We start from the raw sequence: 15,551 nt of genomic DNA on the forward strand, positions 1-15,551 counted from the left end.
AGCTTCGTACCGGCGGGTGCCCCTCACCCTTGGTACGTCAGGCCTGCTCGGCCGGCGCCTCGGCCGCGGGGGCCTCCTCGGCGGGCGCCTCGGCGGCGGGGGCCTCGGCGGCGGCGGGGGCCTCCTCGGCCTTCTTCTCGCCCTCGATGAGGTCCTTCTCCCAGGCGGCCAGCGGCTGGTCGGCACCCGGCTCGGCCTTGGCGTCGCCCTTGGCGACACCGGCGCGGGACTTGAGGCCCTCGGCCACGGCGTCGGCGATCACGCGGGTCAGCAGGGTGACGGAGCGGATCGCGTCGTCGTTGCCCGGGATCTTGTAGTCGACCTCGTCCGGGTCACAGTTGGTGTCGAGGATGGCGACGACCGGGATGTTGAGCTTCCGGGCCTCGCCGACCGCGATGTGCTCCTTCTTGGTGTCCACGATCCAGACGGCGCTGGGAACGCGCTGCATGTCGCGGATACCGCCGAGGGTCTTCTCCAGCTTGTCGTGCTCGCGCTGGAGGACCAGGAGCTCCTTCTTGGTCAGGCCGGAACCGGCCACGTCCGAGAAGTCCAGCTCGCCGAGCTCCTTCAGGCGCTGGAGGCGCTTGTAGACGGTCGAGAAGTTGGTCAGCATGCCGCCGAGCCAGCGCTGGTTCACGTAGGGCATGCCCACGCGGGTGGCCTGCTCGGCGATGGCCTCCTGGGCCTGCTTCTTCGTGCCGACGAAGAGGACGCTGCCGCCGTGGGCAACGGTCTCCTTGATGAACTCGAAGGCGCGGTCGATGTAGTTCAGCGACTGCAGGAGGTCGATGATGTAGATGCCGTTGCGCTCGGTGATGATGAAGCGCTTCATCTTCGGGTTCCAGCGGCGGGTCTGGTGACCGAAGTGGACGCCGCTCTCCAGCAGCTCCCGCATCGTGACGACGGCCATTGCCGTGCTCCTTGGTGTTACGGCCCGGCGGCGGCACTGCCTCGCAGCGATCGCCCACAGCCGGGTCAGGCTCGGTTTGTCCGTGGCGGCCAGGTGACAGCCACGCCTGACGCCCCGAACGTGCCGAGCCGCTTGAACCCTCCCGGCCCGGGGGCCGGTCGAGCTCGGCGGACCGAGCGGCACTCGCACCTGGCGGGGCTGCGGACGAACCGCGTCCGACCGCCGGTGGCGGGGCGTGCGAAGTCGACCCGGCGGACCGGGTCGCGTGTGAAGTGTACGGGAAGCGCCGAGGCGCGAGCGACTCCACGAGTGGCCGGGGGCCCGCCGAAGACCTGGGGGGAGCCCGGAGAACGGCCGGGGTGGGCGGGTTTCGGCGGGGTCCCGGTGGGGGTCCGGCGGGGTCCCGGTGGGGGTCCGGCGGGGTCGGTGCGGGGCCGGGCCGGGGCCCCCGGGCCGCTGCGGGAGCGGAGCCGGGGGTGGGCGTGCGGCAGGGCGCGGGGGTGGGGTGCGAGCGGGGGGCGGGGGGTGCGAGCGGGGGCGGGTGCGATGGCGGGTGCGGGCTCGGGGGCGGCGGGCCCGGGGGCGGGTGCGGGCTCGGGTCCGGCGGCGGCCGGCACGCGGTCCGTCGGCGGCGGGCCGCTTGTACACCGGATGGTGGCGTTCGTACACCCGTCAGGGGGATGGCGGTCGGGCGCGAGGACGGTTTGTCCACAGGAATCCGATTGCGGGTGGTGCTGGGGACACCGGGCGGCGAGCCTGCGGGCATGACTGGTCGCGGGTGGTTCGGCGGGGTGTCCGTGGTGGTGAAGGTGATGACGGTGGTGCTCGTGGTCGTGCTCGCGCTCGGGCCGTCGGGGGCTTTTGGCGCCGTCGGCGTCTCGGGGGCTTCGGGCGCCGTCGGGGCGTCGGGACGCACGGGTGCGGCCGACCTTCCGGGCTCGGGTGGCGGGGCCGGGTGGGGTGGAGCGCGCGCCTGGCCGGTGGGCGGGCCGGGCGGGGTGCTGGGCCGCTTCGAGCCGCCGGCGAAGGTCTGGGCCGCCGGGCACCGGGGCGTGGACCTCGCCGCCGAGCCGGGGGTGGAGGTCCGGACGGCGGCTCCCGGAGTGGTCGCCTTCTCCGGGCTGGTGGCAGGGCGGCCGGTGGTGACCGTCGCCCATCCCGGTTCGGGCTCTCCCCCGCTGCGGACCACCTACCTGCCCGTTGCCGGCACCGTCCCGGTCGGCACCCCGGTGGCCGCCGGACAGCCGATCGGGCTGCTCGCCCCGGACGGGCGCCACTGCGCCGGGCGGGACTGCCTGCACTGGGGGCTGCTGCGCGGAAGCCGCTACCTGGACCCGCTGGCCCTGTTCGGCGCGGGAACGGCGCGACTGCTGCCGTTGAGAGGCACGGACGGGTAGGACCGGAGCCGAGGTCAGGACCGGGGCCGAGGTCAGACTCGGGACCGGGCCAGGTTCAGGTTCAGGTTCCGGGGTGGACGAGTCCGTGCAGCACCATCGCGACGGCGGCGTCGGCGATCTCCTCGGGGCTCTCGGTCGCACAGCCGGTGCGGCCTCCGGCCGTGGCCTGCTCGGCCCTGCGGGTCGCCGCCTCCACGACGCCCTGGACCAGGGCCGCGGCGAGCCGGGGCTGCGCGTGGCCGAGGTCCTCCAGTGTCCGGCCGACCAGACCGGCCAGCCTGCCGTGCGCGGCCCTGATCCGCTCGCGCGCGGCCTCGTCGAGCTCCAGTGCCGAGATCGCCACCACCGCCCGGTGCCGGGGGTCGGCGGCCAGCGCCAGCTGGCCGCGGACGTAGGCCTCGATCCGCTCGACGGCGGTGTCGCAGCTCTCCATCCCGGCCTCGATCTCGGCTGCCCAGAGCGGGAGGTCCACCTCGCAGAGCGCCTCGACCACGGCGGCGCGGGAGCGGAAGTACTCGTAGACCGAGGAGCGCGCCAGCCCGGTGCGCGTCGCGAGTGCGGGGAAGGTCAGGGCCTCCATGCCACCCTCGGTGAGCAGGATGCGGGCAGCATCGAGAAGCGCTGCGCGCTGGAGCTGGCGATGCTCGGCCACCGTGGCCGCTCGGATCTTCGGCACGCTCCCACTCTACGGAGCCATACCTCCGGCCGGTACGGCGCCGCGCATCGGGAAGATGCCCGGGCCCCACGAGCGGCTTCCGGCGGCCAGGTGTCGACGCCCGGGGGCCGACGCCCTATCGGATGTCCGACAGCTTGGCGCGCAGCTGGAGGACGGACTTGGTGTGGATCTGGCTCACCCGGCTCTCCGTCACCCCCAGCACCTGTCCGATCTCGGCGAGGGTGAGGCCCTCGTAGTAGTAGAGCGTCACCACCGTCTTCTCCCGCTCGGGGAGGGTGTTGACCGCCTGGGCCAGCAGCCTGCGCAGTTCGCGGTCCTCGGCCACCTCGACCGGGTTGTCCGCGCCGTGGTCCTCCAGGGTGTCCATCAGGCTCAGCCGGTCGCCGCCCTCCCCCACCGGGTGCAGCAGTTCGTCCAGCGCCACCACGTTGGCCAGCGACAGCTGGCTGAAGATGGCGTGCAGGTCCTCGATCGCGATGCCCATCTCGGCCGCGACCTCCGGCTCGTGCGGCGTCCGGCGCAGCCGGGCCTCCAGCGTCGCGTACGTCCGCTCGACCGCCTTCGCCTTCTGCCGTACCGAGCGCGGAATCCAGTCCAGGGCACGCAGCTCGTCGATGATCGCGCCGCGGATGCGGCTGATCGCATAGGTCTCGAACTTGATGGCGCGGCCGATGTCGAACTTCTCGATCGCGTCGATCAGCCCGAAGACCCCCGAGGAGACGAAGTCCGCCTGTTCCACGTTGGAGGGCAGACCGACCCCGACCCGCCCCGCCACGTACTTGACGAGCGGTGAGTAGTGCAGGATCAGCTGCTCGCGCAGCCGCTGGTCCCCGCTCTCCTTGTAGGAGCGCCAGAGTTCCTCGAGCGCGGTGCGGCCCTGGGTCGCGGCCCCCCGGGCGTCCTGCCCCTGGCCTCCGTTCGCCGTCCTCTCCCGGCGGGGCGGCGACACCGGCGAGGCGAGGGCCGGGGAGGCGGCGCTGCTGCCCGACGCACTCCCGGGCGACCGGGGCGCACCGGCCACTCCCGCGCCGGGGGGCACCCCGGCGGGTGCACCGGCGGGCGCGCCGGCGGAGCCTGCCGCGTCCGCGCCCTGGAGCGGCTCGGCACCCCGGGCCGCGTCCGTAGGCTGGGGCGCCACCGCCGGCCGCCCGCCCTGGCGCGACAGGCCTCCCATCGCCCCCGCCGACCTGGCCGGGAAGTCGGGCACGGGGCGCCTCTCGGTCCGCGGCCCTCCCGAGGACCGAGCGCCACCGGTCACTCTGTGTCCGGGAATGTGTGTGGGCATGCGTTGGTCTGCGCCGTTCTGCCGAGTCATGTGCTGATAGGGAAGGCATGTGGAGCGTAGCGTGACCAACTCACTGCAAAGCGCTACCGCCACTCGGTCGTCCCCCGATCCGGTGGCGCTCGCACATCGGATCCGGGCGACGAACAGGAGAACGGATCGGCAGGTCAGCAGGGCGGCTCCGACGTGCGTTCCCTCGACGCGAGCGCGTTCTCCGTTCCGGCGATCACCTCCTGCGCACCACGCGCCAGTGCGCGCCGTGCCGCTCCACGTAGCCGAGCGAGCCCAACTCGTAGAGCCGTTGAAGGACTTCGTCCGGCGGGAGACCGGACTGCCGGGCCAGTCGCTCGACCGGGGCGCCCTCCGGCGTCGCCGGTACGGCTTCCAGCACCCGGGCGACCGCCGGCTCCAGCAGGTCGCGCGGGAGCACCGGACCGCTGCGCTGCGGTGCCAGGTCGTCCCCGATCGCCCCGATCAGCTCGGTGATCTCGGCCGCGTCGGTGACCAGGACGGCGGCTCCGCTGCGGATCAGGGCGTGCACCCCGGCGGAGAAGGCCGAGGTCACCGGGCCCGCGACGCCCATGGTGTGACGGTTGAGGTCCCGCGCCCGTCTGGCCGTGCTCAGGGCGCCGCTGCGCACCGCCGCCTCGACCACCACCGTTCCCCGGGTGAGCGCCGCGATGACCCTGTTGCGCAGGACGAAGCGGAAGCGATTCGGGTGCTCCCCGGGCGGGAGTTCACTGACCAGCAGACCCTGGACGCCGATCCGCCGGATCAGTTCGGCATTGCCCTTGGGGTAGGCCACGTCGACGCCGCAGGCGAGCACGGCGGCGGTCATTCCGCCGACCGCGAGTGCCCCGCGGTGTGCGGCCGCGTCGATCCCGTAGGCCGCTCCGGAGACCACCATCCAGCCGCGCTCGGCCAGTTGGGCCGACAGCTCCCCCGCGACGTGGGCGCCGTAGGCGGTGCAGGCGCGGGAGCCCACCAGCGCGACCGAGCGGAGCGCGAGCAGCCGCAGCGAGCCGGTACCCGCCACCCAGAGCCCGACCGGACGTCCGTCACCCAGGTCGTCGAGTTGGCTGGGCCACTCGGTGTCCCCCGGAATGATGAACCGTCCACCGACGTCCCGTACCCGTTTCAGGTCCATCTCCGGGTCCAGGCCCGGGAGCCGCGCCTGGTACCCGGCCAGTCGGGTGGCGTCCAGTCCGGGATGGTCGGGCACCGTCCCGTCCCGGATCGCCTTGACCACGTCGACGGCGGAGAGTTGGCCGAGCCACCGGCCGACCACCGCGTCCCCCGGTTCGCTGAGCCGGCCGATCAGCACCCGGGCGAGGCGCTCGGGCTCGGGCCCGTCGTTGGTCGCGGTACCGGCCCCGGCCCCGGCCGCGCCGGGAATTCGAGGTTGCCTCAGCAGCTGGTTCATGCCTCACCCTTCTGGTTCCGCGAACGGTCGTCGGGCGCCCCGGGCGTCCTGGGCGTCGCGGGTGTCCTGGGCGTCGCGGGTGTCCTGGGCGTCGCGGGTGTCCTGGGCGTCGCGGACCAGCCGTCCTCCGGACTGTCGCGCTGCGCCGGGATTCCGCCGAGCCGGCCGAGGACCCGCTCGGCCAGCGGGAGTCCGTGCTCCACCCCGGTGCGCAGGACCAGCGCGGTGCGCACGTCCCGCTGGTCCGGCCGGTCGCGTCCGGCGAGGTCGGCGACCGTCCAGGCGACCCGGAGCACCCGGTCCAGGCCCCGGGCGGTCAGCAGCCCCCGCTCCAACTGCCGCGCGGCGTCGTTGAGCGCGCCGGGCCCGAGCTGCCAGCGGGTGCGCAGTTCGTGGCCCGGCACCTCCGCGTTGGTCCGCCACGGGGTGTCCGCCAACCGGGCCGCCGCCCGCTCACGCGCGGCCAGCACTCTGGCCGCGACGGTCTCGGTGGTCTCCGCCGTGGTGTCCCGTTCCATGAGCTCGACCCTGGTCACCGGGGCCACCTGGACCTGGAGGTCGACCCGGTCCAGCAGCGGCCCGGAGAGCCGCCCCTGATAGCGGCTGACCATGGCCGGGGTGCACTCGCAGCCCTCGCCCCGCCGCGAGTACCGGCCGCACGGACAGGGGTTGGCCGCCAGGCAGAGCAGGAAGCGGGCCGGGAGCCGCAACGAGCCGGCCGAGCGGGCGATCACCACCTCGCCCGCTTCCAGCGGCTGGCGCAGCGCGTCGAGCACCCGGACCGGGAACTCCGGCGCCTCGTCCAGGAAGAGCACGCCCCGGTGGGCCAGCGAGACCGCCCCCGGTCTCGGCAGACCGCTGCCGCCGCCGACGATGGCCGGCATCGTCGTGGAGTGGTGCGGAGCGCAGTAGGGCGCGGTGTCGATCAGTGGACGCCCGGCCGGGAGCAGCCCGGCCACCGAGTGGACGGCGGTGACCTCCAGTGCCTCCTTCTGGGTCAGCGGCGGAAGCAGCGAGGGCAGCCGCTCCGCCAGCATCGTCTTGCCCGCCCCCGGTGGGCCCTTCAAGTAGAGGTGGTGGCCTCCGGCGGCGGCGATCTCCAGGGCCCGCCGGGCCTCGTACTGGCCGGCCACATCGGCCATGTCGAGCCGGGCCGCCCGGTCGTCGGGCAGGCCCCGCACCCCCGCGCTGGGCAGCATCAGACCGGCCATCAGCGGATCCGGCCGGCCGCCGATCGGGTCGGGCGGCTCCTCCGGTGCCTCCGCGCCGGTCAGGGTGGCGACGAGCTGGCGCAGGCTGCGGACGCCGATCACCGTCACCCCGGGAACGAGCGAGGCCTCGGGCGCGGTCTGCTCGGCGACCACGACCCGCTCGTACCCGGCGTCGGCGGCGGCCAGCACCGACGGCAGCACCCCCCTGACCGGCCGCACCCGGCCGTCCAGCCCCAGCTCGCCGATGATCAGCAGGTCGGCGATGGCGGCGGGGTCGAGCCGTTCCGCGGCGGCCAGCACGGCGCAGGCGACCGCGAGGTCGAAGCCGCTGCCGCTCTTGGGCACCGAGGCGGGGCTGAGGCCTACCGTCAGCTTGCGCTGCGGCCAGGCCTCGCCGCTGTTCACGACCGCGGCACGGACCCGGTCGCGGGCCTCGGTGAGCGCCTTGTCGGGCAGGCCGACCAGGGTGAACGCCGCCACCCCGGGCTCCAGATCGGCCTGGACCTCGACGATCACTCCGTCGACGCCGACCAGCGCGACGGAACAGGTACGGGCGAAGGCCATCTCAGACCACCCCCCGCAGGTGGTCGACCAGGGCCGCACCCCGCGCCCGGTTGACCACCGCGACCAGGTCGATCCGCACCCCGCCCGGTGGGGCGGGCGGCCATTGCGGATCGGTGGGCCCCGGGTCGTAGCCGGGCCCGGCCAACTCCGCGAAGTGACCGGGCCAGCGCTCGGCCATCCAGCGCTCGGCCAGGCGCTGCAGTCGGGCCGCCTTGGCCCGGTCGATGGCCTCGGTGGGCTGCTGGAACCCCCGCTCGGAGCGGGTCTTCACCTCGCAGACCGCCACGGTGTCGCCGTCGAGGGCGACGATGTCCAGCTCGCCCTCGACGCAACGCCAGTTGCGGTCCAGGATGCGGAGCCCGGCCTCGGTGAGGCGGCGGGCGGCGACCCGCTCCCCGTAGCGGCCGAGCCCGTTCTTGGTGCTGCGCTCCGGGATCGCCCGCGGGGCCTTCCCGGCTGCGGCCGTGTCCGGTACGGCCTGGTCCTGCACGACGGTCTGCTGCATGGTGACCACCTCCGCCGAGGAGGCTGCACCATGGCGCGCGCCGGGGCCCGGGAATTCCCTGCCCCTGTGGATAACCCGGGCCTGTGGACAACTTTTGTCACCCGCAGGAGTGAGAAGCCCCGTTCCTCCCGAAATCGGCTGGACAACGCGGGACGGAGTCGTTCAACGTCAGTTCCCGAAGCCGGACTCGTCCGAGGGCAGCTCCAGGTCGCTCTTCGCGAGTTCCTCGATGTTCACGTCCTTGAAGGTCAGCACCCGGACCTTGCGGACGAACCGGGCCGGCCGGTACATGTCCCAGACCCACGCATCCGCCATCGACACCTCGAAGAACACCTCGCCCTGGACCGAGTGCACCTGCAGCTCGTAGTCGTTGGTGAGGTAGAACCGTCGCTCGGTCTCGATCACGTACTTGAACAGGCCGACGACGTCCCGGTACTCCCGGTAGAGCTTGAGCTCCATCTCGGTCTCGTACTTCTCGAGATCTTCGGCACTCATCCAGGCGTCCCCTCAAATTGTCACGTCCACCCATTGTGGACCACCGCACCCACGGTCAGAGCCGTACCGGATCCACCGGCGGGCCCTCGACCAGCAGCCGCTCCAGGAAGTCCGCCAGACCGGGCGGATAGACCGTCTCGGCGGTCCCCCTCAGTTCCTCGACCGTCCACCAGCGCGCCGCGAGCAACTGGGCGTGCTCGTCGGCGCCCATGCCCGAGTGGTCCAGCCCCGTCTCCGTGGTCCGGGCCAAGTGGAACCACTGCTCCTGCTCGTAGCGCTGTCCCTGAAAGGAGAACGACACCGTGCCGTACGCCACCAAGGGCCCCAGGTCCACACCCCGCAAGCCGGTCTCCTCGGCGAGCTCCCGCTCGGCGGCCCCGCGCACGTCCTCCCCCGGCTCCAAGCCGCCTCCGGGCGTGAACCACCACGTCTCGCCCGGGGTGGCCGGATCGGCCCCCAGGAAGAGGAGGATGCGGTCCAGCCCGTCCAGCAGCAGGATCCGCGCCGCCCTGCGGCGCCGTGCTGTCATGGCAGCGCTCCACGCTCCTTCCGTCCGCATCGGTGGCGCTACCGATCCTGCCACCCGACGCGGCCGTCCGGGGCGATGTTCGGCAGAGCGGCCCGCCGGGCGACGGTCCCGCTCAGGCGCCGCGCCCCCGGAGCCGGCGGGCCAGACCCGCCACCCCGCCCACCACCGAGGTCACGAGGATCAGCGCCGCGCCCGCAACGGCGGCGGCGGCGAGGGGCCCCAGCGGCCCCGGCTGCGAGGCCTTCGGGCCCGCGAAGCCGTCGAAGTCCGTGACCCGGTCGAGCAGGCCCATGCGGCCGAAGGGCAGCACCGTGGCCTCGACCCTGGCCTCGACGGCCTCGGCCGGGACGGTCCCGTCGTCGACCTCCAGGTGGGTGCGGGAGTCGAGCGAGCCCATCCGGTTGTCGCCGAGCAGGAACAGCCGGCCCTGCGGCACCGTCACGCTGAACGAAGCGCCCTGGCGGCCCTGTGTCGCGAGGTAGGGCTCGTCCACCGGCTGCCCGTTGACCGTCAGCCGGTAATCGGCCCCGGTGGTCGCGACGGTGTCCCCGCCGACCGCGACCACCCGCTTGACCATGAGCTCACCGCCCCAGGCCTGGTCCCGGAAGACCACCACGTCGCCCCGCCCGATGTCGCCGCCGCCGACCTTGCGGGCGAGCACGGTGTCCCCGGCGCGCAGGGTCGGGTGCATCGAGGCGGTGGGGATCTTGTACGGCCGGTAGTCGATCGCGATCAGGGCGAAGCCGCCGACCATCAGCACCAGCCCCAGCGCCAGGGCGACGCCCTGGAGCACCGCGGCGGCCCCGCGGCGCCCACGGGCGGGTACCGGAGGGCGGTCGACCGTCTGCTCCACGACACTGCTCATCGACACCGTCCACCTCTGGCCGACCGGAGAACACCACTGGCACGCCGGAGGCACGGGCGGAAAAGCCGACGGGCCGTGGCACGTCCGAGCAGATTACTCGTCGGTACCACGGCCCGCGCAAGAGCCGGGGCCAAGCCGGCGGAACACGATCCGGTGGAGCTCAGGACTCCTTGCGGTGCTCCGCCCGGCCCCGCACCCGACGGACCAGCGGGAGCAGGGCCACGGCCCCCACCGCACCGGCCACGGGGGGCGCCAGCGGCGTGGCCGCCGCCAGGCCCTTCTGGTCGAAGGTGTCCGGCACCGGCAGCGTGGACCAGTGGCTGATCGGCCAGGCCACCACGAACGCGCGCCCGATCACGTTGTCCACCGGGACGGTGCCGCCACCCGGCTGGTCCATGTGGAAACGGGAGTCCAGCGAGTTGGCGCGGTGGTCACCCATCACCCAGATCCGGTCCTTGGGCACCTTGACCGGGCCGAAGGGGTGGTCACCGCAGGGGGTGTTGCCCTGGTAGACGTACGGCTCGTTGAGGGCGACGCCGTTGACCTTGACCGGCCCCTCGCCCTCGCACTCGACGGTGTCCCCGCCGACCGCGATGACCCGCTTGATCAGGTCCTTCTCGTTGGCGGAGGGCATCAGACCGACGAAGCTGAGCACGTCCTGCACACCCCGGAGGAAGGCGTTGCTGCTCTGCTGGGCCGGCTCGTCGCTCAGCCAGCCGCCCGGGTCGTGGAACACCACGACCTCACCGCGCTCGGGCTCGGCCCCGAACCACGGGGTCAGCTTGTCCACCAGGACGCGGTCGCCGACCTGCAGCGTGTTCTGCATCGATTCCGACGGAATGGAGAACGCCTGGACGAAGAACGTCTTGATCACCAGCGCGAGGATCAGCGCGATGCCGACCAGGATCGGCAGTTCCTTCCAGAACGAACGCGGCTTGCGCGGCTTGGAGGGAGCCTCCGACTCCGATCCGTCCGCGGGCTCGGCCCCCGCGTGCGAGGAGTCCGGGGAGTCCTCCGAGCCGGCACCCTGCCCGTCAGCGGTCTGCGCCGCCGCGTCCTCGACCGAGGCCGAGGAGGCCGCGGACTCGGCGGACCGGTCCGCCCGACGACCTGGGCCCTCGGGCTCTCCGGCGCCTGATCGGGCGCCGATCACCAAATCCCCCACAACGTCTCCTCCCTGCTGTGCGGACGCCCGCGCGCCCGCGCTCAGAGTGCCGCACAGCGGGCACCACGCTCACCACGACCATGAACGCCTCAGGGCTGCCCACCGCGGACTCCCCCGACACCAGCACGGCCTCGGCACACGGCCGGGACCACTCCCGGCCGCACCTGCACTTCTCTATCACTCCCAGGCATCCGGCTCGCGGTCCCACACGCGAGGCCCGTCCGGTCGACGGCCGGCGCTGCTCACTCCGGAGGCCGCCCCGACCTGCGCGCGACGAACGGAAGGATGCCCAACACACCCATAACGAGCGGGGGTTCCACAGGAACCGGCCCAACGCCCACCGACTCCGCGGCAGTTCCGCCGGCCTGCGGCATCCGGGCGAGAGAGGAGAGTGAACCTGGCGCATCGAGTTGATGGAAGCGGTCCAGCGGCCAGGCGATCACGAACGCGCGGCCGACCACGTCGCTCAACGGGACCGTTCCCTGGCCCGGATTGCCCATGTGGAAACGGGAGTCGGCAGAGACGTCCCGATGGTCGCCCATGACCCACAGCCGTCCCTGTGGCACCTGCACCTTGAAGGTCTGCCGGGACGGCGGGTTGCCGGGCGCGAGGTAGGACTCCTCCACCGGACGACCGTTGACGCTGAGGCGCCCCTGTGCGTCGCAGCACTCGACGGTGTCCCCGCCGACGCCGATCACCCGCTTGATCAGGTCCTGCTCGTTGTCGGAGGGCAGCAGTCCGACGAAGGTCAGCACCTGTTTGGCCCCGCCCAGCACCGGGCCGTCGCCGGACGGCTTCCGGTCGCGCTCCAGCCAGCCGCCCGGGTCCTTGAACACCACGATGTCGCCGCGCTGCGGCTCACTGCCGAACCAGGGGGTCAGCTTGTCGACCAGTACCCGGTCCCCGATCTGGATGGTCTGCTCCATCGAGCCCGAGGGGATCACGAACACCTGGATCAGGAAGGTCTTCATCACCAGCGCCACCAGCAGGGCCACCAGGACGATCAGCGGCACCTCGCGCACCAGCGAGCGCTTGCGCCGACCGGCCGCCTTGCGGGCACTGCGACGGCGCTCGGCCCGGCCGCGCGGCGGCGGGGCACTGGTCGGCGGGGCACCGGTCGGCCCCGAGCCGGCGCCGCCGTCCTGCCCCGGTCCCGCGGTCGCCGCTCCCCCGGCGGCCGGACGGTCGGCGAGCCGTCCCCTACCCCTGGTCCCCATGACCACCCGTCCCCGCAGTCGGGGCGAGGGCCGCGGGCCGGTCCAGGCCGGTCCAGCGCGAGAACGGGTAGACCACCCAGTCCGCCCTGCCGATCACCTTCGCCTCGGGCACGAAGCCGCCGCCGGGCTCGCCGAGGTGGTCGCGGGAGTCCCGGGAGGCGCTGCGGTGGTCACCCATCACCCACAGCTTGCCAGCGGGCACGACGACGTCGAAGGCCACGCTCGACGGGTCGTCGCCCGGGGACAGGTAGGAGGTCTCGTCGATCGGCACGCCGTTGACGGTGATCGGCGCGCCCGGGCCGGTGCTGGTCACCCGGTCCCCGCCGACGCCGATCACGCGCTTGACGTAGACGGTGTTCCCGGCCGGGGCCAGACCGAGGTCCTGGGCGAACGATCGCAGGCCGTCCCAGAAGCCGGGCGGCTTCGCCGACTCCCGGAGGAAGGAGCCCGTCCCGTCGAAGACCACGACGTCGCCCCGCCGGGGGTGGCCGCCGAAGGCGTAGGCGAGCTGGTTCGCGACCAGCCGGTCGCCCGGGCGCAGGGTCTCCTCCATCGACCCGGAGGGCACCGAGAACGGACGCGCGACGAAGGCGTTCACCAGCAGCAGGGCTGTCAGGCAGATCCCGGCCACCAACAGCAGGTCGCGCGAACGCGAGTGCCCCGGCTCATCGTCCTGCTCCGGGCCGTCGTCTCCGCAGCCGCCCGTCCGCTCCCCGACGCGTTCAGGGCCCTCGGCCTGCTCCGGTACCTCAGTGCGCTCCGGTACCTCGGCATGCTCCGGCCCGCCGGTGGCCGCCGGCCTGTCGGTGGCCACCGGGCCCGCGACAGCCTCCGGGCCGTCGACACCATCCGCCGCGGCGCCCCCGTCGTCGACCCCGGCGGAACCGCTCCCGGAAACGACCGCGGACCGCGACAGCGAGTCCGCACCGGTGGGTGCGGGACTGCCGTCGCGGTCCGCGGGTGGTTCGTGCGTGCTCATCGGGGGGTGAGCTTACCTTGCGGTCGTTCGCCCCCCTCGGAGCGTTCCGATCCCCGGCGAGGCCGGGGGCCGGTGGATCAGCGGTCGCGCTTCTCCTTGATCTTCGCGGCCTTGCCGCGGAGGTCACGCAGGTAGTACAGCTTGGCGCGGCGAACCGCACCGCGGGTCACGACCTCGATCTTCTCGACGACCGGGGTGTGCACCGGGAAGGTGCGCTCCACGCCGACGTTGAAGCTGACCTTGCGGACGGTGAAGGTCTCACCGATACCGGCGCCGTGGCGGCGGATGACGACGCCCTGGAAGACCTGGACACGGGAGCGGTTGCCCTCGATGACCCGGACGTGAACCTTCAGGGTGTCACCGGCGCGGAAGGCCGGAATGTCGCTACGCAGCGAGGCCGCGTCGACAGCAGCGAGCTTGTTGCTCATGTTGCTCTCCATCGCAGGCGCCACGGGCCGCCCACGGAAAATCGTCACAATGGGGTTTGCTGCGGGCCGCATCGGCTGACGACGATCCCCCCGTGGCGAGGGCGCCGGTCCACGTGTCCCCTACGGAAGGGAACCAGCGACAGACAACAGCCGCCTATTCTTCCACATCACCGGCCACGGACCGAAATCGGCCGAGCCGCTCGTCCCAGGCCAGGCCGAGGATGCTCAGCGCCTCCCGCTCCTTCTTGTCGAAGGCTCCGTACTGCCAGCGCTCGACCAGGTCGGGCCGGTTCGCCAGGGTCCGGGCGAAGGCCTGCTCGCGGCGCCAGCGGGCGATCCTGCCGTGGTTGCCGCTGAGCAGCACGTCCGGCACCGTCCGGCCGCGCCACTCGGCGGGCTTGGTGTAGACCGGGCCCTCCAGCAGGTCGGCCATCGCGCCCGGCGCGAAGGAGTCGTCGCGGTGGGACTCGGCGTTGCCGAGCACCCCCGGCAGCAGCCGGGCGATCGCCTCGACCATCACCAGCACGGCGACCTCGCCGCCGGCCAGCACGTAGTCGCCGATCGAGGCCTCGACCACCGGCATCCGGGTGGCCGCTTCCTCGATCACCCGGCGGTCGATGCCCTCGTACCGGGCGGGGGTGAAGGCCAGCCACGGGCGCCCGGCCAGTTCCTGGGCGAGCTCCTGGGTGAACGGTCGCCCGCTCGGCGTCGGGACGATCAGGGTGGGCACCTGCCCCTCGGGGCCGCCGGCGATCACCGCGTCCAGCGCCTCGCCCCACGGCTCGGGCTTCATCACCATGCCGGGGCCGCCGCCGTACGGGCTGTCGTCGACCGTGCGGTGCACGTCGTGGGTCCACTCGCGCAGGTCGTGGACGTGCACGTCCAGCTGGCCGCGGGCGCGGGCCTTGCCGACCAGCGAGACGTCCAGCGGCTCCAGGTACTCGGGGAAGATCGTGACGACGTCGATCCGCATGCCGCTCCGCGCGCCGCCGGACCCCGCCTCGTCCGCCCCGGCGCCGCTCGTGATCGCACCGCTCGTGGCCGCACCGCTCGACACGGCGCCGTCGGCCGCCGGAACGTCCGCCCCGGTGTTCTCCTCCGCGGTCACTGCGACTCCTCCGAGCCCTCGGCGCCGTCGGCACCCTCAGCGGTCTCGGCGCCCTCGGCCGAGGAGGTCCCCGCGACGTCGGCCTGCTCCGGGTCGATCAGCCCGGGCGGCGGGGTGATCACGGCGCGCTGGTTCTCCAGATCGATGGTCGGCACGATCTGGCTGACGAAGGGCACCAGCACCTCCGTCCCGTCGGCCTTCTCGACCGTGAGCAGGTCCTGGTAGGGCAGGTGGAGGACCTCGGTCAGCTCGCCGACCAGGGTGCCGTCCAGCAGCACCACGTCCAGGCCGATCAGCTGGTGGTCGTAGTACTCCTCCGGGTCCTCGGGGCTCTCCTCCGGGTCGACCTCGGAGATGAGCACGGTGCCGCGGAGGGCCTCGGCCGCGTTGCGGTCCTTGACGCCGGCGAAGCGCAGCAGCAGCCGGCCGCTGTGCACCCGGCCCGACTCGACGGTCAGCGGCCCGACCGACGCGGGGTCGGTGAGCACGACGGCACCGGGGCCGAGCCGGAGTTCCGGCTCGTCGGTGCGGACCTCGACACTGACGTCCCCCCTGATGCCGTGGGCACGGCCGATCCTGCCGACGACGAGCTGCACGGTGATCGTTCTCCTGGAGTTCCTGAGCCGAAACGAAAGCGACGGCGACGGGCTGCGAAGCGATGATGCGAGGGAAATGCGGAGGGAAATGCGAAAAGGCCGACCCGGACGACCAGCGTCCCGGGCGGGCTCACAAACCCGGTCGGCGGTACGCGCAGCCGCTGTCTCTTATAAAAAACATACGCTGCCGACGAATTTGGG

At 73.1% G+C, this 15,551-nt stretch carries 15 protein-coding genes and 1 pseudogene; 1 reads left to right on the top strand and 15 read right to left on the bottom strand.

Features of this window, described 5'->3' with window-relative positions:
* Positions 1-37 precede the first annotated feature (37 nt).
* Positions 38-910 carry a 30S ribosomal protein S2 gene (rpsB, locus tag ACFVHV_RS39730; protein ID WP_359900624.1) on the bottom strand — a complete coding sequence of 291 codons (873 nt, stop codon included), beginning with the start codon at positions 908-910 and terminating at the stop codon, positions 38-40.
* Positions 911-1,674: 764 nt separating this feature from the next.
* On the opposite strand from rpsB, the gene ACFVHV_RS39735 reads away from it, so the two are divergent.
* The gene (locus ACFVHV_RS39735) at positions 1,675-2,307 is read left to right on the top strand and encodes a peptidoglycan DD-metalloendopeptidase family protein (protein ID WP_380358222.1); all 633 of its coding nucleotides are present in this window, start codon (positions 1,675-1,677) and stop codon (positions 2,305-2,307) included.
* 61 nt (positions 2,308-2,368) lie between these two features.
* On the opposite strand, the gene ACFVHV_RS39740 is transcribed toward ACFVHV_RS39735, so the two are convergent.
* From ACFVHV_RS39740 to rimM, 14 genes and pseudogenes are all read right to left on the bottom strand, one after another.
* On the bottom strand, positions 2,369-2,959 hold the full coding sequence (locus ACFVHV_RS39740; protein ID WP_359900692.1) for a TetR/AcrR family transcriptional regulator: 591 nt from the start codon (positions 2,957-2,959) through the stop codon (positions 2,369-2,371).
* 139 nt (positions 2,960-3,098) lie between these two features.
* Positions 3,099-3,894, bottom strand: a pseudogene (whiG, locus tag ACFVHV_RS39745) (RNA polymerase sigma factor WhiG); the annotation flags it as partial.
* A 597-nt stretch (positions 3,895-4,491) separates the two neighbouring features.
* The gene (dprA, locus tag ACFVHV_RS39750) at positions 4,492-5,688 is read right to left on the bottom strand and encodes a DNA-processing protein DprA (protein WP_380358225.1); all 1,197 of its coding nucleotides are present in this window, start codon (positions 5,686-5,688) and stop codon (positions 4,492-4,494) included.
* Positions 5,685-7,463, bottom strand: a complete 1,779-nt coding sequence (locus ACFVHV_RS39755) for a YifB family Mg chelatase-like AAA ATPase (protein ID WP_380358227.1) — start codon at positions 7,461-7,463, stop codon at positions 5,685-5,687. The genes dprA and ACFVHV_RS39755 overlap by 4 nt, the downstream gene beginning before the upstream one ends.
* A 1-nt stretch (position 7,464) precedes the next feature.
* Positions 7,465-7,968 (bottom strand): YraN family protein, encoded by a 504-nt coding sequence (locus ACFVHV_RS39760; protein WP_359900612.1) that lies wholly within the window; start codon positions 7,966-7,968, stop codon positions 7,465-7,467.
* A 168-nt stretch (positions 7,969-8,136) separates the two neighbouring features.
* A complete protein-coding gene (locus ACFVHV_RS39765) occupies positions 8,137-8,463 on the bottom strand; it encodes a DUF2469 domain-containing protein (RefSeq protein ID WP_030056781.1) in 327 nt (108 codons plus the stop codon).
* A 55-nt stretch (positions 8,464-8,518) separates the two neighbouring features.
* On the bottom strand, positions 8,519-8,992 hold the full coding sequence (locus ACFVHV_RS39770; RefSeq protein ID WP_380358230.1) for an NUDIX hydrolase: 474 nt from the start codon (positions 8,990-8,992) through the stop codon (positions 8,519-8,521).
* Between the two features lie 112 nt (positions 8,993-9,104).
* Entirely contained in the window at positions 9,105-9,857 is a 753-nt protein-coding gene (lepB, locus tag ACFVHV_RS39775; protein ID WP_359900606.1) for a signal peptidase I, read from the bottom strand.
* Positions 9,858-10,017: 160 nt separating this feature from the next.
* On the bottom strand, positions 10,018-11,022 hold the full coding sequence (lepB, locus tag ACFVHV_RS39780) for a signal peptidase I (protein WP_380358233.1): 1,005 nt from the start codon (positions 11,020-11,022) through the stop codon (positions 10,018-10,020).
* 242 nt (positions 11,023-11,264) lie between these two features.
* Positions 11,265-12,035 (bottom strand): signal peptidase I, encoded by a 771-nt coding sequence (lepB, locus tag ACFVHV_RS39785; RefSeq protein WP_380358236.1) that lies wholly within the window; start codon positions 12,033-12,035, stop codon positions 11,265-11,267.
* A 187-nt stretch (positions 12,036-12,222) separates the two neighbouring features.
* Positions 12,223-13,218 (bottom strand): signal peptidase I, encoded by a 996-nt coding sequence (gene lepB, locus ACFVHV_RS39790; protein ID WP_380358238.1) that lies wholly within the window; start codon positions 13,216-13,218, stop codon positions 12,223-12,225.
* Positions 13,219-13,295: 77 nt separating this feature from the next.
* Entirely contained in the window at positions 13,296-13,646 is a 351-nt protein-coding gene (gene rplS, locus ACFVHV_RS39795; protein WP_030306736.1) for a 50S ribosomal protein L19, read from the bottom strand.
* 154 nt (positions 13,647-13,800) lie between these two features.
* Positions 13,801-14,619: a tRNA (guanosine(37)-N1)-methyltransferase TrmD gene (gene trmD, locus ACFVHV_RS39800; RefSeq protein WP_359900684.1), complete on the bottom strand. Its 819-nt coding sequence runs from the start codon at positions 14,617-14,619 to the stop codon at positions 13,801-13,803.
* Between the two features lie 131 nt (positions 14,620-14,750).
* Entirely contained in the window at positions 14,751-15,350 is a 600-nt protein-coding gene (rimM, locus tag ACFVHV_RS39805) for a ribosome maturation factor RimM (protein ID WP_380358240.1), read from the bottom strand.
* Positions 15,351-15,551: the final 201 nt, after the last annotated feature.

The sequence above is a fragment of the Kitasatospora sp. NPDC127116 genome (genome assembly GCF_042677365.1).
Classification (GTDB): domain Bacteria; phylum Actinomycetota; class Actinomycetes; order Streptomycetales; family Streptomycetaceae; genus Kitasatospora; species Kitasatospora lactacystinica.